Origin of the sequence: Streptomyces mangrovi, from assembly GCF_900114215.1 — a bacterium.
In the GTDB taxonomy this organism is placed as follows: Bacteria; Actinomycetota; Actinomycetes; order Streptomycetales; family Streptomycetaceae; genus Streptomyces; species Streptomyces barkulensis.
Window position 1 is genome coordinate 83,909 of record NZ_FOSG01000005.1, and the last position, 14,952, is coordinate 98,860.

General features: G+C 71.6%; 12 protein-coding genes. 7 read left to right on the plus strand and 5 right to left on the minus strand.

Going from position 1 to position 14,952, the window contains the following annotated elements:
• Positions 1 to 91: 91 nt before the first annotated feature.
• The 7 genes from BM237_RS08850 (at position 92) to BM237_RS08880 (ending at position 8,824) form a co-directional block, all read left to right on the plus strand.
• Positions 92 to 1,252: a mandelate racemase/muconate lactonizing enzyme family protein gene (locus tag BM237_RS08850; RefSeq protein WP_093848995.1), complete on the plus strand. Its 1,161-nt coding sequence runs from the start codon at positions 92 to 94 to the stop codon at positions 1,250 to 1,252.
• A 289-nt stretch (positions 1,253 to 1,541) separates the two neighbouring features.
• Positions 1,542 to 2,597, plus strand: coding sequence for a zinc-dependent alcohol dehydrogenase (locus BM237_RS08855; protein ID WP_245793502.1), 1,056 nt, complete (start codon positions 1,542 to 1,544; stop codon positions 2,595 to 2,597).
• Positions 2,598 to 2,698: 101 nt separating this feature from the next.
• On the plus strand, positions 2,699 to 3,709 hold the full coding sequence (locus BM237_RS08860) for a hypothetical protein (RefSeq protein ID WP_175540941.1): 1,011 nt from the start codon (positions 2,699 to 2,701) through the stop codon (positions 3,707 to 3,709).
• A 5-nt stretch (positions 3,710 to 3,714) separates the two neighbouring features.
• The gene (gene chvE, locus BM237_RS08865; protein WP_093848996.1) at positions 3,715 to 4,848 is read left to right on the plus strand and encodes a multiple monosaccharide ABC transporter substrate-binding protein; all 1,134 of its coding nucleotides are present in this window, start codon (positions 3,715 to 3,717) and stop codon (positions 4,846 to 4,848) included.
• Positions 4,849 to 4,875: 27 nt separating this feature from the next.
• Entirely contained in the window at positions 4,876 to 6,444 is a 1,569-nt protein-coding gene (mmsA, locus tag BM237_RS08870; RefSeq protein WP_093848997.1) for a multiple monosaccharide ABC transporter ATP-binding protein, read from the plus strand.
• Entirely contained in the window at positions 6,441 to 7,646 is a 1,206-nt protein-coding gene (mmsB, locus tag BM237_RS08875; RefSeq protein ID WP_093848998.1) for a multiple monosaccharide ABC transporter permease, read from the plus strand. The genes mmsA and mmsB overlap by 4 nt, the downstream gene beginning before the upstream one ends.
• Positions 7,643 to 8,824 carry an aldose epimerase family protein gene (locus BM237_RS08880; protein ID WP_093848999.1) on the plus strand — a complete coding sequence of 394 codons (1,182 nt, stop codon included), beginning with the start codon at positions 7,643 to 7,645 and terminating at the stop codon, positions 8,822 to 8,824. The genes mmsB and BM237_RS08880 overlap by 4 nt, the downstream gene beginning before the upstream one ends.
• Before the next feature lie 99 nt (positions 8,825 to 8,923).
• Here BM237_RS08880 and arfA read toward each other — a convergent pair whose 3' ends face one another.
• From arfA to BM237_RS08905, 5 genes are all read right to left on the minus strand, one after another.
• On the minus strand, positions 8,924 to 10,432 hold the full coding sequence (gene arfA, locus BM237_RS08885) for an arabinosylfuranosidase ArfA (protein WP_093849000.1): 1,509 nt from the start codon (positions 10,430 to 10,432) through the stop codon (positions 8,924 to 8,926).
• A 61-nt stretch (positions 10,433 to 10,493) separates the two neighbouring features.
• Complete coding sequence (locus BM237_RS08890; protein ID WP_093849001.1) at positions 10,494 to 11,531, minus strand: arabinan endo-1,5-alpha-L-arabinosidase; 1,038 nt, start codon at positions 11,529 to 11,531, stop codon at positions 10,494 to 10,496.
• Positions 11,532 to 11,637: 106 nt separating this feature from the next.
• Positions 11,638 to 12,534, minus strand: a complete 897-nt coding sequence (locus BM237_RS08895) for a carbohydrate ABC transporter permease (RefSeq protein WP_093849002.1) — start codon at positions 12,532 to 12,534, stop codon at positions 11,638 to 11,640.
• A complete protein-coding gene (locus tag BM237_RS08900; protein WP_093849003.1) occupies positions 12,531 to 13,490 on the minus strand; it encodes a carbohydrate ABC transporter permease in 960 nt (319 codons plus the stop codon). The genes BM237_RS08895 and BM237_RS08900 overlap by 4 nt, the downstream gene beginning before the upstream one ends.
• Positions 13,487 to 14,842, minus strand: a complete 1,356-nt coding sequence (locus BM237_RS08905; RefSeq protein WP_093849004.1) for an extracellular solute-binding protein — start codon at positions 14,840 to 14,842, stop codon at positions 13,487 to 13,489. Before BM237_RS08905 ends, BM237_RS08900 begins: the two co-directional genes overlap by 4 nt.
• Positions 14,843 to 14,952: the final 110 nt, after the last annotated feature.

A 14,952-nucleotide genomic window follows, 5' to 3' on the forward strand; every position in this document is an offset into this window, starting at 1 on the left:
CCCATTGACGCCGGTCGAGCCCCGTCATTACATTCGCGCCAGCATTTCGAACGTGTGACGAGATATCGAACGACAGAGAAGGGCAGCCGCTGTGCGCATCACCGGGATCAGCACGCATGTCGTCGGTACTCCGTGGCGCAACCTGACCTATGTCCAGGTGCACACCGACGAGGGGCTCACCGGCGTCGGCGAGACCCGGATGCTCGGGCACACCGATGCCCTGGTCGGCTACCTGCGCGAGGCCGAGGCCAACCACATCGCCGGGTCCGACCCCTTCGCGGTCGAGGATCTGGTGCGGCGCATGAAGTACGGCGACTACGGGCGGGCCGGGGAGATCGTGATGTCCGGCATCGCCTGCGTGGAGATGGCCTGCTGGGACATCAAGGGCAAGGCGCTGGGCGTGCCCGTGTGGCAGCTGCTGGGCGGCAGGGTGACCGACCGGGTCAAGGCCTACGCCAACGGCTGGTACACCGTCGAGCGCACCCCGCAGGCGTTCCACGAGGCGGCCCTGCGGGTCGTCGGGCGCGGCTACCGGGCGCTCAAGCTGGACCCGTTCGGCACCGGCCACTTCGAGCTGGACCACGCCGAGACGCTGCGTTCGGTGGCGCTGGTGGAGGCGGTGCGGGACGCGATCGGGCCGGAGTGCGAGCTGCTGCTGGAGATGCACGGCCGCTTCAGCCCCGCCACGGCCGTCCGCATCGCCCGCGAGGTCGAGCCGTTCCGGCCGAGCTGGCTGGAGGAGCCGGTGCCGCCGGAGAACCTCAAGGCGCTGGCCAAGGTGGCCGAGAAGGTGGACATGCCCATCGCCACCGGCGAGCGCATCCACGACCGCATCGAGTTCCGCGAGCTGTTCGAGTCCCAGGCCGCCGACATCATCCAGCCGGATCTGGGCCACATCGGCGGCATCCTGGAGACCCGCAAGCTCGCCGCCACCGCCGAGACCCACTACACGCTGGTGGCGCCGCACAACGTGGGCGGCTCGGTACTGACGGCCGCCTCCCTCCAACTGGCCGGCTGCACGCCGAACTTCAAGATCCTGGAGCACTTCAACGACTTCGCCGACGCCGAGATCAAGAAGGTGGTCAGGGGCGCGCCGGAGGTCGTGGACGGCTACTTCTCCCTCCCCGACGCTCCCGGCCTGGGGGTGGAGCTGGACACCGACGCGGCCGCGGAGTTCCCGCAGCAGCAGGCCCGCTTCGACCTGTGGGCCGAGGGCTGGGAGAAGCGGGATCCGCGCGGAGCCCGGTCGTGAGGCGGTGCGGGCACCGGGGGCTCACGGCGGCCGGGCCTCACGCCCCTGCCGCACACCGGTGCGCGGGCGCGCCTCTGGAAGCCGGGGATGGCGCGCGGTCCCGTACGCGCCGGGCTCGCCGGTGCGGCGCGGGCCGGTGCGGCGCGTCCGGCCACACGGCGGCCGGCCTCCCGGGCGGTGGTGACACGTCCGGGTATCCGGCGCAGAATCCACTGCGGGGGGCGGCCGTCCGTCCTCCGGCGGGCGCCAGGGGCGTCGGCGGTCCGCGCGACGCGGGGAGGAGCCAGTGGTGAACGCATCCGCACACGCCCCGGTGCCGGACGACGTCCGCGCCGCCGGGCGCGCCGTCCTCGTGGAGCGGCCCGGCCGCCACCGGCTGGTGGAGGCGCCCCGCGCCGAACCCGGCCCTGGCGAGGTGCGGGTGGCCGTGTACGCGGCGGGGATCTGCGCCAGCGACCGCGAGGTGTACGCGGGCAACCGCGCCGAGGGCTACGTCCGTTACCCCGTCGTGCCCGGCCACGAGTGGTCCGGCACGGTGGAGGCGGTCGGTCCCGGGGCCGATCCGGCGCTGGTGGGGCGGAAGGTGGTGGGCGAGGGGTTCCGCGCCTGCCTGGTCTGCGACCGCTGCCGCGAGGGCGCCACCAGTCTGTGCACCGGCGGCTACGACGAGACCGGCTTCACCCGACCCGGCGCCTTCGCCGACTTCCTCGTCCTGCCCGCCCGGCTGCTGCACATCCTCGACGACCGTGCCGACCTGCGCTCGGCCGCCCTGCTGGAGCCGGCCGCCGTGGTGGCGGCGGCGGTGCTGGCGGGCGGACCGCGCCCGGGCGAGCGAATCGCCGTGGTCGGGGCGGGCACGCTCGGCCTGCTGGCCGTGCAGCTGCTGGCCGCGGTCTCCCCCGCCGAGCTGCTGGTCGTCGACCCCCGCACCGAACGCGCCGAGCAGGCACTGCCCATGGGCGCCACCGGGGTGTGCGCCCCGCCGGAGGCCGCCGGTCTGCGCAGCCGCTACGACCTGGTGGTGGAGACCGCCGGCGCGCCCACCACCGCCCACGACTCCTGTCTGCTGGCCCGGCGCGGCGGCCGGGTGGTGCTGACCGGGCTGCCCGGGCCGGGCGCGCGGGGCATCGACCCCGTCCATCTGTCCGTCAGCCAGCTCACCGTCCGGTCCGTCTTCGGCGCCCCGCCGGCCGCCTGGGCCCATGCGGTGCGGGCCTTCGGCGCGGGGCTGCTCGCGCCCACGCCCCTGATCACCCACGAGCTGCCGCTGGAGGACTTCGCCGCGGCCGTCGCGCTGGTCGGCGGCGGCGATCCCCGGGTCGGCAAGGTTCTGCTGCGGCCCTGACCCCGCCGTTCCGGCCGCTCGCGGCCCCGGCCCGCGCCCTCGAATACGAACGACGTACGAAATACCGAACGAGATCGAGTCAGATCGAACCAGGGAGCATCGTGACCGACGCGTCCATCAAACCCTCCGGCCCCCGCCGCCCCGGCGAGGCCGCCCTCGCCTCCCTCGGCCACCCCTGCCCCGACCGGGACCCCCGCGACTCCTCCCCGCACACCTTCCCCGACGGCGGCACCTGGCGCACCGAGATCCCCTCCGTCGAGGGACCCGAGGCGCTGGCCACCGTGCTGAAGGAGGCCGAGGCCCTGGACGTCCCCGTCCACCGCGTCAGCCAGGGCAGCGGCGTGTGGATGCTCACCGACGCCGAGATCTCCGAGATGGCCGGTGCCTGCGCCGAGCGGAACGTGGAGCTGTGCCTGTTCACCGGGCCGCGCGGCACCTGGGACGCCGGCGCCGGCACCCGCACTCCCTCCGGCGGCGCCGGGCTGCGCGCCCGCGGCCACGACGCGCTCGCCGGATGCGTCGAGGACGCCGTACGCGCCACCGAACTCGGTGTGCGCTGCCTGCTGGTGGCCGACGAGGGCGTGCTGTACACACTGCACCGGATGCGGACGCGCGGCGTCCTGCCGGCTGACACCACCCTCAAGGTGTCGGCGCTGATCGGCCCGGTCAACCCGGCCTCGTACGCCGTCTTCGAGCGGCTGGGCGCCGACTCGGTCAACGTGCCCTCCGATCTGACCCTGGAGCACCTGACCGAGATCCGCCGGGTCAGCCGCGCCCCGATGGACTTCTATCTGGAGGCCCCCGACGACCTCGGCGGCTATGTGCGGATGTACGACGCCGCCGAGCTGATCCGGCGCGGCGCGCCGGTCTACCTCAAGTTCGGGCTCAGCAAGGCTCCCGCCATCTACCCCTACGGCGCGCACCTGCGTGACGCGACCCTGGACACCGCCCGCGAGCGGGTCCGCCGCGGCCGGCTCGCCCTGGACCTGCTGGCCCGCCTCGGTGCCGGGGACGGGATGTCTCCGCCCGGCTCCCGTCTGCCCGGCCCCCTGAACCGCTTCCCCGACGAAACCGGAACATCCGCCGCAGCCGCCACGCCCGAAGGGAACTGACCACCATGCGCGACCGCATCCGTGCCCTTGCCCGCACCCGCGCCCGCAGAGCCGCCGTCGGCGCCTGCGCCGCCCTCGCCCTGTCCCTCACCGCCTGCGGCCAGAACTCCGAGGGCGGCGGGAACGGCGGCGCCGGGGACGACTCCGAGGGGGGCACCATCGGCATCGCCATGCCCACCAAGTCCTCCGAGCGGTGGATAGCCGACGGCGAGAACATGGTGGAGCAGTTCGAGACCAAGGGCTACAAGACCGATCTGCAGTACGGCGACGACAAGGTGGAGAACCAGGTCGCGCAGATCGAGAACATGATCTCCAAGGGGCACGACGCGCTGGTGATCGCCGCGATCGACGGCTCCTCGCTGACCAACGTGCTCCGCCGCGCCGAGGACGCGGGCATCCCCGTCATCGCCTACGACCGCCTCATCCGCGGCACCGAGAACGTCGACTACTACGCCACCTTCGACAACTTCAAGGTCGGGGAGCTCCAGGGCAGCTACATCGCCGAGAAGCTCGGGCTGGAGGAGAAGGGCGGGGCGGAGAAGTTCAACCTGGAGCTGTTCGCCGGATCGCCCGACGACAACAACACCAACTTCTTCTTCCGCGGCGCGATGAGCGTCCTGAAGCCGTACATCGACGACGAGCGGCTGGTCGTGCGCAGCGGCCAGACCGAGATGAACCAGGTCACCACCCTGCGCTGGGACGGCGGCACCGCCCAGAAGCGCATGGACGACCTGCTCAGCCGCTACTACGGCAGCGAGCGCGTGGACGCGGTCCTCTCCCCGTACGACGGTATCTCCATCGGCATCATCTCCGCCCTGAAGAGCGCGGGCTACGGCACCGGTGCCAAGCCCTACCCCGTCGTCACCGGGCAGGACGCCGAGCTGGCCTCCATCAAGTCGATCATCGCGGGCCAGCAGACCCAGACCGTCTTCAAGGACACCCGCGAACTGGCCAAGCAGGCCGTGCGGATGACCGACGCCGTGCTGAACGGGACGAAGCCCGAGGTCAACGACACCGAGTCCTACGACAACGGCGTCAAGACCGTCCCCGCCTACCTGCTGGACCCGGTCAGCATCGACAAGTCCAACACTCAACTACTGGTGGACGAGGGCTACTACACCGCCGACCAGCTCGCGTAGCCCGCGCCGGACCACCGAGGAACAGCCATGAGCAGCAGCGTTCTGGAGATGCGCTCGATCACCAAGACCTTCCCCGGGGTCAGAGCGCTGTCGGGGGTCGACCTCACCGTCCGCCCCGGCGAGATCCACGCCCTGTGCGGGGAGAACGGGGCGGGCAAGTCGACACTGATGAAGGTACTCAGCGGCGTCCATCCGCACGGCAGTTACGAGGGGGAGTTCCTCTTCGAGGGCGAGCCGTGCGCGTTCCGGGACATCCGGGCCAGCGAGCGGCGCGGCATCGTCATCATCCACCAGGAACTGGCGCTGGTGCCCTACCTGTCCATCGCCGAGAACATCTTCCTGGGCAACGAGCACGCCTCCCGGGGCGTCATCCGGTGGAACGACACCGTCCGCCGCGCCGCCGAGCTGATGCGGCGGGTCGGGCTGCGCGAGAACCCGCAGACCCGGGTCGCCGACATCGGCGTGGGCAAGCAGCAACTGGTGGAGATCGCCAAGGCGCTGGCGAAGGACGTGCGGCTGCTGATCCTGGACGAGCCGACCGCGGCGCTCAACGACGAGGACAGCGCCAAGCTCCTCGACCTCATCCTGGAGCTGCGCTCCCAGGGCATCGCCTGCATCGTCATCTCCCACAAGCTGGGCGAGATCCGCCGTATCGCCGACACCGTCACCGTGCTGCGCGACGGGCGGACGGTCGAGACGCTCACCGTCCGCGCCTCCCCCGGGGCGGCGGCGGAGCTCTCGGAGGACCGGATCATCCGCGGCATGGTGGGCCGCGACCTGGACCACCGCTTCCCCGAGCGCACCCGCTACGACGGCCCGGACGCCGGACACCTCGCGCTGGAGGTCTCCGGCTGGACGGTCCGCCACCCCATCGACCACCAGCGCAAGGTCGTCGACGACGTGTCGCTGACGGTGCGGCGCGGCGAGATCGTCGGCATCGCCGGGCTGATGGGGGCCGGCCGCACCGAGCTGGCGATGAGCGTCTTCGGCCGCTCCTACGGGGTGTACGACGGCGGCACCGTCCGCCTCGGCGGCCGGGAGGCGGACACCCGTACCGTCCCTGCCGCGGTCGCGCACGGGCTGGCGTACGTCACCGAGGACCGCAAGACCTACGGGCTGAACCTGATCGACACCGTCAGCCGCAACGTCTCACTGGCCTCGCTGCCGAAGCTGGCCCGGGCCGGGGTGGTGGACGAGCACCGGGAGCGGCAGGTCGCCGAGCGGTACCGCACCTCGCTGAGCATCAAGACCCCGACCGTTTCCGAGCAGGTCGGCCGGCTCAGCGGCGGCAACCAGCAGAAGGTCGTGCTCGGCAAATGGATGCACACCGATCCCGAGGTGCTGATCCTCGACGAGCCGACGCGCGGCATCGACGTCGGGGCGAAGTACGAGATCTACACCGTCGTCGACCGGCTCGCCGCACAGGGCCGGGCGGTGCTGGTGATCTCCTCGGAGCTGCCGGAGCTGCTGGGGATGTGCGACCGGATCTACACCATGGCGGCCGGACGGCTGACCGGTGAGGTGGCCCGCGGGGACGCGAGCCAGGAAGTACTGATGCGACTCATGACCGAGGACGGAAGCCGGAGCGCCCGATGACGAAAGAGACCACCGCCGGGAAGGGCGGAACCGCCGGGGCGCTGCTGGTGCGCACCGTGCGCGCCAACACACGGCAGTACGGGATGCTCGTCGCGCTGGCGCTGATCGTCGTGCTGTTCCAGATATGGACCGACGGCAATCTGCTCAAGCCCGTCAACGTCTCCAACATCGTCCAGCAGAACAGCTACATCCTGATCCTGGCCATGGGCATGATGATCGTGATCATCGCCGGCCACATCGACCTGTCGGTCGGCTCGCTGGCCGCCTTCGTCGGGGCCGCGGCGGCCGTGCTGATGGTCCACCACGACATGTCCTGGCCGGCGGCGCTGGCCTGCTCGCTGCTGATCGGCGCGGTGGCCGGCGCCTGGCAGGGGTTCTGGATCGCCTATGTGGGCATCCCGTCGTTCATCGTGACCCTGGCGGGGATGCTGCTGTTCCGCGGCGGCACCCAGATCCTGTTGGAGGGGCAGTCGCTGGCGCCCTTCCCGCGCGGCTTCCAGAACATCAGCCAGGGCTTCCTGCCCGAGGGCGGCCCGCTGGAGAACTACCACGACCTGACGGTGCTGATCGGTGTGGTCGTGGTGGCGATCGTGCTGTTCCAGGAGTGGCGCGGCCGGCGCCGGCAGCGGGAGTACGAGCTGGAGGTGCTGCCGCTGAGCCTGTTCGTCCTCAAGTGCGTGGCGATCGTGGCGGCGGTGGTGGCGTTCACCCTGACCCTGGCCAGCTACCGGGGCGTCCCGGTGGTGCTGCTGATCATGTGCGGCATCCTGATCGGGCTGGGCTTCGTGATGCGCAACGCCGTCGTCGGCCGCCATGTGTACGCCCTCGGCGGCAACCGGGCCGCGGCCAGGCTGTCGGGCGTGAAGGACAGGCGGGTCACGTTCCTGGTCTTCGTCAACATGGGCGTGCTGGCGGCGCTGGCGGGCTGCGTGTACGCCGCCCGGCTGAACGCGGGCACCCCGCAGGCGGGCATCAACTTCGAGCTGGAGGCGATCGCCGCCGCGTTCATCGGTGGAGCCTCGATGAGCGGCGGCGTGGGTACCGTGCTCGGGGCCATCATCGGCGGCCTGGTGCTCGGCGTGCTCAACAACGGCATGTCCCTGGTGGGTATCGGCACCGACTACCAGCAGGTCATCAAGGGCCTGGTCCTGCTGGCGGCGGTGGGATTCGACGTCTGGAACAAGAGAAAGGTGGGCTCGTGAGCACCAGCAGACGCAATGTGATCGGCGCGGCCGCGGCAGCCGGACTGGCGGCGGCGACGACCGCGGGACCGGGCGCGGGGGCCGCGCAGGCGAAGCCGGGCGGTCCGGGTGGGCGGCCGTCCGCGCCGCGTCGCGGCCGCTTCGGCGAGCTGGCGGACGGCACGGAGGTGGACGTCTGGACGCTGTCGTACGGAGGCACCCGGCTGCGGGTGCTGTCCTACGGGGGCATCGTGCAGTCCCTGGAGGTGCCCGACCGGCACGGCCGGCTCGCGAACGTCTCGCTCGGCTTCGGTGACCCGGCCTCCTACGAGGCCGGCTCCCCCTACTTCGGCGCGCTCATCGGCCGCTACGGCAACCGCATCGCGCAGGGCCGCTTCACCCTGGACGGCAGCACCTACGAACTGCCGCGCAACGACGGCGACAACACCCTGCACGGCGGCGACCGCGGCTTCGACAAGCGGATGTGGGCGGTGAAGCCGTTCACCCGGCGCGGCGAGGTGGGGCTGGTGCTGACGCGCACCAGCGAGGACGGCGAGATGGGCTTCCCCGGAAGGCTGGAGGTCCGGGTGGAGTACGCGCTGGACCGCCGCGGCGACTTCCGCATCGACTACGAGGCCACCACCGACCGGCCCACCGTCGTCAACCTCACCAACCACACCTACTTCAACCTCGCCGGCGAGGGCTCCGGCAGCGTCCTGGAGCACGAGCTGGAGATCGCCGCCTCCCGCTACACGCCGGTGGGCGAGACGCTGATCCCCACCGGCGAGCTGGAGCGGGTGGCGGGCACGCCGTTGGACTTCCGGCGGGCCAAGCCGATCGGGACGGACATCCGCAAGGCGCACCCGCAGATCCTGTACGGGCAGGGCTACGACCACAACCTGGTGCTGGACAAGGGCATCACCGCCGAGCCCGAGCACTTCGCCACCGTCCGCGAGCCGGTCTCGGGCCGGGTGATGCGGATCGCCACCACCGAGCCGGGCGTGCAGTTCTACAGCGGCAACTTCCTCGACGGCACCCTGGAGGGCACCTCGGGGCGGGTCTACCGGCAGAGCGACGGTTTCTGCCTGGAGACCCAGCACTTCCCCGACTCCCCCAACCAGCCGTCGTTCCCCACCACCGTGCTGCGGCCGGGGCACACCTACCGCTCCACCACCGTCCACTCCTTCCGCGCCGAGTAGACCGGGCAGGGCGCGCAAGGCGGGTACGCGTAAGGCGGGGGCGGTCCGGACCGGGCTGCCCCCGCCGCCTTGCCGTCAGTCCGTCAGCACGTCAGCCCGTCACACGAGCCGGATCATGTTCCACGACATCGGCTCCAGGGTGGCGCGCAGCGTCCCGCCGTCCAGCTCCGTACCCTCCCCCCGGCGGGGGGCGACCCGCTCGGGGTCGGCGAGGGTGTTGCGGGCCTCGGGGTCGGCGTCGGCCAGCACGCTGTGCTCGGCGACCCGCTCCAGGTTCAGCCCGTGCAGGGCGACCTCCAGCGGCAGGGCGCCGTGCCGGCCGCGGTTGACGGCGAAGACGGTGACGGCACCGGTGGCCTCGTCCCGTACCGCGGTGGCGTGCAGCAGCGGCACCTCGCCGTACCTGGCCGTGGTGTACGTGGGCGACTGCACCCGTACCTCCAGCACCCGCCCGCGTCCGTGGCGGGAGGCCTGGGCGAAGGGGAAGAAGGTGGTCTGCCGCCAGGCCGGGCCGCCGGGCTCGGTCATGATCGGGGCGATGACGTTGACGAGCTGCGCCAGGCAGGCGACGGCCACCCGGTCGGCGTGGCGCAGCAGGGCGATGAGCAGGGATCCGAGGACGACGGCGTCGGTGACGGTGTAGTTGTCCTCCAGCAGCCGGGGCGCCTCCTCCCAGTCGGGCAGCGGCCCGGCCTGGAAGCGGCGCTGGTACCAGACGTTCCACTCGTCGAAGGAGAGGTTGATGCGCTTGGGCGACTTCAGACGGGCCCCGACGTGGTCGCAGGTGGCCACCACGTTCTCGATGAAGGACTCCATGTCCACCGCGGAGGCCAGGAAGGAGTCGCGGTCGCCGTCGATCTCCTCGTAGTAGGCGTGCAGGGAGATGTGGTCGACCAGGTCGTAGGTCTCGGCCAGGACGGTGGCCTCCCAGGCGGCGAAGGTGTCCATCGCCTGGCTGGAGCTGCCGCAGGCGACCAGTTCGAGGGAGTCGTCGAGCTGGCGCATGGCGCGGGCGGTCTCGGCGGCCAGCCGGCCGTACTCGGCGGCGGTCTTGTGGCCGGTCTGCCAGGGGCCGTCCATCTCGTTGCCCAGGCACCACAGCCGGATGCCGTAGGGCTCCTTGTCGCCGTGGGCGGCGCGCAGGTCGGACAGGGCGGTGCCGCCGGGGTGGTTGGCGTACTCCAGCAGCTCGCGAGCCTCCGCCACGCCGCGGGTGCCGAGGTTGACGGCCATCATCGGCTCGCCGCCCGCCTTGCGGACGAAGTCGATGTACTCGGCCAGGCCGAAGCGGTTGCTCTCCACCGAACGCCAGGCGGCGTCGAGGCGGCGGGGGCGCTGCTCGGCGGGGCCGACGCCGTCCTCCCAGCGGTAGCCGGAGACGAAGTTCCCGCCGGGGTAGCGGATGGCGGTCACACCCAGTTCGCGGACCAGTTCCAGGACGTCGGTGCGCAGGCCCTGCTCGTCGGCACGGGGGTGCCCGGGTTCGAAGACCCCCGTGTAGACGCAGCGGCCGAGGTGCTCCACGAAGGAGCCGAACAGCCGGGGGTCGACCTCGCCGACGGTGAAGGCGGGGTCGAGGGTGAACCGGGCCGGGTGGGCGGTGCTCATGGATTCCTTCCGTCGGGGGCGGGGTGGGGCCCGGTGGGGCCCCACCCCGGGTTGAAAGGTTTCAGTAAACTACCGGCCAGCCGCCTTCCCAGCGCATCAGGTTGACGCCGAGGGTGGGCGAGCCGTTGTTGTCGCGGTCGTAGTAGTGGTAGACGAGCAGGTCGCCGTCGACGTCGGACATGACGGACTGGCCGCCGGGGCCGACGACCCGGCCGTGGGTCTCCAGGACGACCGTCCCGCCGTTGTCGCGCATGTCCCTGCCGTTCCGGTCGCGGAACGGCCCGGTGGGGCCGGCGGAGCGGCCGACGCGGATGCTGTAGGTGCTGTCGGTGCCCGCGCAGCACTTGTCGAAGGACGCGAACAGGTAGTAGTAACCGCCCCGCTTGACCAGGGTCGGCCCCTCGATGCCGTTGCTGGTGGGGTTGCGCGCGGCCACGGAGTACAGGGTGCGGTCGCCGGGGTGCTGCTTGCCGGTGGACGGGTCGAGCCGGATCATCTTGATCCCCGTCCACCAGGAGCCGAAGGTCATCCACCACTTGCCGTCGTCGTCGACGAACAGGTTGGGGTCGATGGCGTTGTGGTCCGAGCCGGTGGTGGTGGTGTGCACCGGGCCGTGGTCGGTCCAGGTGCCGGGCAGTCCGCTGGGACTGGTGGCCACGCCGATGGCGGAGTGGCTGGAGCCGAAGGTGGACAGGGAGTAGTACAGCCAGTACCGGCCACCCTGCTTGGAGACGTCCGGGGCCCAGGGGCTGCGCTCGGGCGAGTACCGGCTCCACCAGGAGGGCGGGTTGGGAAACGCCGCCCCGGCGTGGGTGAAGTGGGTCCGGTCGGTGGAGATGCGCGCCTGGGGGCCGTTGTGGGTGGAGTAGAGGATGTACCGGCCGTCGTCGAGGCGGACCATCGACGGGTCGTGCACGGAGATGTCGCCGGTCACCCGGCCGGGCCCCGGGTAGGCGGAGGCGCTGCCGGGGACGAGGGCCATCAGCGCGCCCAGCAGGGCGGCGACCAGGGCTGTCAGGCGTCGGCGGGCGGGCCTGCGGGGGGACGCGCGGTGGGGGGTGGTGTGGGGGGTGGTGTGGGGGGTGGTGTGACTGTTCATCGGGCTCCTTCGGAAGTTCTCGGTAACCGGTCGGGGTTCACGGCCTTTTGGGACCTCCTCTCCTGTCCCGCGAATCGGGGCGGGGCCGGGCCGGGCCGGCCTTCCGTCACTGGCCGGCCAGCCCGGTGTGGGCGACGCCGCGCACGATCTGCCGCTGGAAGAAGGCGAAGACCAGCAGCAGCGGCAGCCCGGCGATCACCAGCGAGGCCATCACCTGGGCGTAGCGGGCGCCGTAGGTGGACTGGACGTTGACCAGGCCGACCGGCAGCGTCATCGCGTTCGGGTCGGTGGTCACCAGGAACGGCCACAGGAAGTTGTTCCAGGTCTGGATGAAGGTGAAGATGGCGACGGCGGACAGGACCGGCCGCGACAGCGGCAGCACGACCGTCCAGAACACCCGCCAGCGTCCGGCGCCGTCGACGTGGGCGGCCTCCTCCAGTTCCCGCGGCACCCCCTCGAAGAACTTCACCAGGATGAACACCATGGCGGGGACGGCGACCTGGGGCAGTATCACGCCCCAGTAGGTGTCGACCAGTCCGAGGGAGACCATCTCGGCGAAGAGCGGGGCGATGAGCACCTGCGGCGGCACCATGATCCCGGCCAGTACGAGCCCGTAGAGCGTCCTCCGGCCGCGGAAGGCGGTGCGCGAGAAGCCGTAGGCGGCCATGGCGCAGGTCGCGACGGTCAGCGCGGTCGTCACGACCGAGATGTAGGCCGAGTTGAGCATCCACCGCGCCAGGTCCCCGGAGGCCCACACCTTCTCATAGGCGTCGAAGGTGATCTGTGAGCCGATCCACTCCAGCGAGGTGCGCGTCGTCTCGTTCTCGGGCTTGAGCGAGGTGGCCACCGCCCAGGCCAGCGGCAGCACCCACAGCGCCGCCAGGACGAGGGCGGCGGCCAGCAGCGCGACGCGGCCCGGGGTCCAGCGCGGCCGCCTGCCGGCCTCACCGGCGGGTCCGGCGGACGGTGCGGCCGGGTTCACGGCCTTCGCGGTCGCACTCACTTGGCGGCCTCCTCACGAGAACGGCGGGTCATCCGCAGATGGATCAGCGAGACGATCACGATCAGGGCGAAGAAGACGTAGGAGACGGCCGAGGCGTAGCCGATCCGGTAGCCGGTGAAGCCGGCGTCGTAGACGTACTGCAGGACCGGGCGGGTGCTCTCGTCGGGGCCGCCGCCGGTCATGATGTAGACCTGGTCGAAGATCTTCAGTGAGGCGAGGAGCTGGAGGACGACCACCACCCCCGTGGTGCGGCTGAGCATCGGCACGGTGATGTGGAGCAGCCGCCGCCAGGCCCCGGCGCCGTCCAGCTCGGCGGCCTCGTACAGATGCCGGGGGATGGCCTGGAGGGCGGCGAGGTAGAGCAGGAAGTTGAAGCCGACCGTCCACCACACGGTGGTCGCGGCGATCGAGAGCATCGCGTAGCGGGTGTCGGTCAGCCAGCCGATGCCGGGGTCGAGGCCGAGGGAGTTCAGCAGCAGGTCGGCCAGGCCGAAGTCGGACGGGTAGATCATCCACAGCCACAGCAGTCCGACGACGCCCGACGGCAGCAGGAACGGCGCGAACCAGCTCAGCCGCCACAGCCACTGGACCACCCGCAGATGGTGCGCGAGCAGTGCGAGGACGAGGCCCGTGACGACCAGGGGCGCGGTGGACAGCAGCGTGAACCACACCGTGTTCCACAGCGACGACCACATCTCGGGGTCCCGCAGGGCCTCGGCGTAGTTGTCCAGGCCGGTGAACTCGCTGTCGGTGCCGGCGATGTTGTCGTCGCCCAGGCTCATCTTCAGGCCCAGCAGCACCGGCCAGACCAGGAAGAGCGCGTACAGCAGCAGGAAGGGCGCGGTGAAGACCAGGCCGTGCTCGGTCCAGTGGCGGCCCGCGGCCAGGGGGCCGGCCCCGGTGCGGGCGGCCGTCCGGGCCGGTGGCGCCGGAGCGGTGGGCGCGGTCGCGGTCATGCGTCGCCTCCGAGCGGGTCGGGAGTGTCGAGCAGGGTCTGGAGCCGGGCCCTGGCCTCGTCGAGGGCGCCCTGCGGGGTGCGGGAGCCGGTGAGCACCCCGGAGAGGACCGCGCCGAGTTCGATCCACATGGACGACGCCGAGCCCGCGAACCAGGCGGGCGGGTCCAGGACGACGTCGTCGATCACCGACCGGTACTCCGACTGGGGTTCCAGTTCGAGGTAGCCGGGCTTCTCCAGGGTGGGCAGATAGGCGGGAACGTGGCCGCCCTTGGCCCACTCGACGGTGTTCTTCAGCATCCAGGCGACGAAGGCGTGGGCCGCCTCGTTGCTCTCGCCGCCGCGGTCGCGCTGGTGCGGGAGGACGAAACAGTGGGAGTCGGCCTGGGCGGTGGGGCGCCCGAACAGGTTCGGCACCCGGGTCATGGAGAACGGCAGGTCCAGGTTGGTGAAGGTGCTGACCTCCCATTCGCCGCCCAGGAGAAACGCGGTCTCCCCGCCGCCGAAGACGCCGACCGTGCCGTTGTAGTCGAGGCGGCGGTGGGCCAGGCCCTCCTCGGTGAGCCGCCGCATGAAGCGCAGCACCGTCAAGGCCCTGGTGTCGTCGATGGTGATGCGGGTGGCGGTCTCGTCCAGCAGGGTGCCGCCGGTCTGGGAGTACAGGGTGGAGAACAGCCGCCAGGGCCCGACGGTGCCGGCGCCGAGGGTCTCGACGGCCAGTGCGGGCCTGCCGGTGGCCTTTCCGGCGGCGCGCAGCGCGGCGGCGAACTCCTCGGCTCCGCGGATCGGCTTCAATTTCCCGTCCGCTCCGAGCAGTCCGGCCTTCCGGCAGATGTCGGTGTTGTAGTAGAGAACCATCGGGTGGGTGTCGAGCGGGACGGCGTACTGCGCACCGTCGATCCGGCCGCGCCGCCACAGGTCGGCGGGGAAGTCCTTCTCCGACAGGCCGTGTTCGGCCAGCAGGTCGAGGTCGAAGGGGTCGAGCAGCCGGCCGGGGCCGAAGCCGGGCAGCCTCGCCAGGTGAAGTGCGGCGACCTCGGGGGCCCGGCCGCCGGCTCCCGCCATACCGAGCTTGGTGTAGTACGGGGCGCCCCACTGGAGCGTGGAGGCCCGGAGGGCGATCCCGGGGTGCGCGGCGCGGTAGGCGTCCAGCATCGTCCGCATGTTGACGCCGTCGCCGCCGCCGTACAGATGCCAGAAGCGCAACCGGGTGCGGCCCGCGCCCACGGCGGCGGGAGCGGCGCATCCCGCGGTGCCCGCGGTCCCGGTGGCCGTCATGGCGGCCAGAGCGGCCACACCGCCGAGCACGCGCCGACGGCTCGGGGCGCGGTCCGGCACGGAGGTTCGACGCATACGATCCACCCTCATGTTCGAAATCTCGAATGTTGATCGGATCTCCGAACGGGAAAGTAGGATCGAACACCGTTCGCGTCAATGGTTCGCGCAGAAACAGCCCTGCCGGG

Excerpts from the sequence above, each read along its gene's own strand:
- chvE (WP_093848996.1), top strand. The coding sequence starts at position 3,715 with ATGCGCGACCGCATCCGTGCCCTTGCCCGCACCCGCGCCCGCAGAGCC.
- mmsA (WP_093848997.1), top strand. The coding sequence starts at position 4,876 with ATGAGCAGCAGCGTTCTGGAGATGCGCTCGATCACCAAGACCTTCCCC.
- mmsB (WP_093848998.1), top strand. The coding sequence starts at position 6,441 with ATGACGAAAGAGACCACCGCCGGGAAGGGCGGAACCGCCGGGGCGCTG.
- arfA (WP_093849000.1), bottom strand. The coding sequence starts at position 10,432 with ATGAGCACCGCCCACCCGGCCCGGTTCACCCTCGACCCCGCCTTCACC.
- BM237_RS08890 (WP_093849001.1), bottom strand. The coding sequence starts at position 11,531 with ATGAACAGTCACACCACCCCCCACACCACCCCCCACACCACCCCCCAC.
- BM237_RS08900 (WP_093849003.1), bottom strand. The coding sequence starts at position 13,490 with ATGACCGCGACCGCGCCCACCGCTCCGGCGCCACCGGCCCGGACGGCC.
- BM237_RS08905 (WP_093849004.1), bottom strand. The coding sequence starts at position 14,842 with ATGCGTCGAACCTCCGTGCCGGACCGCGCCCCGAGCCGTCGGCGCGTG.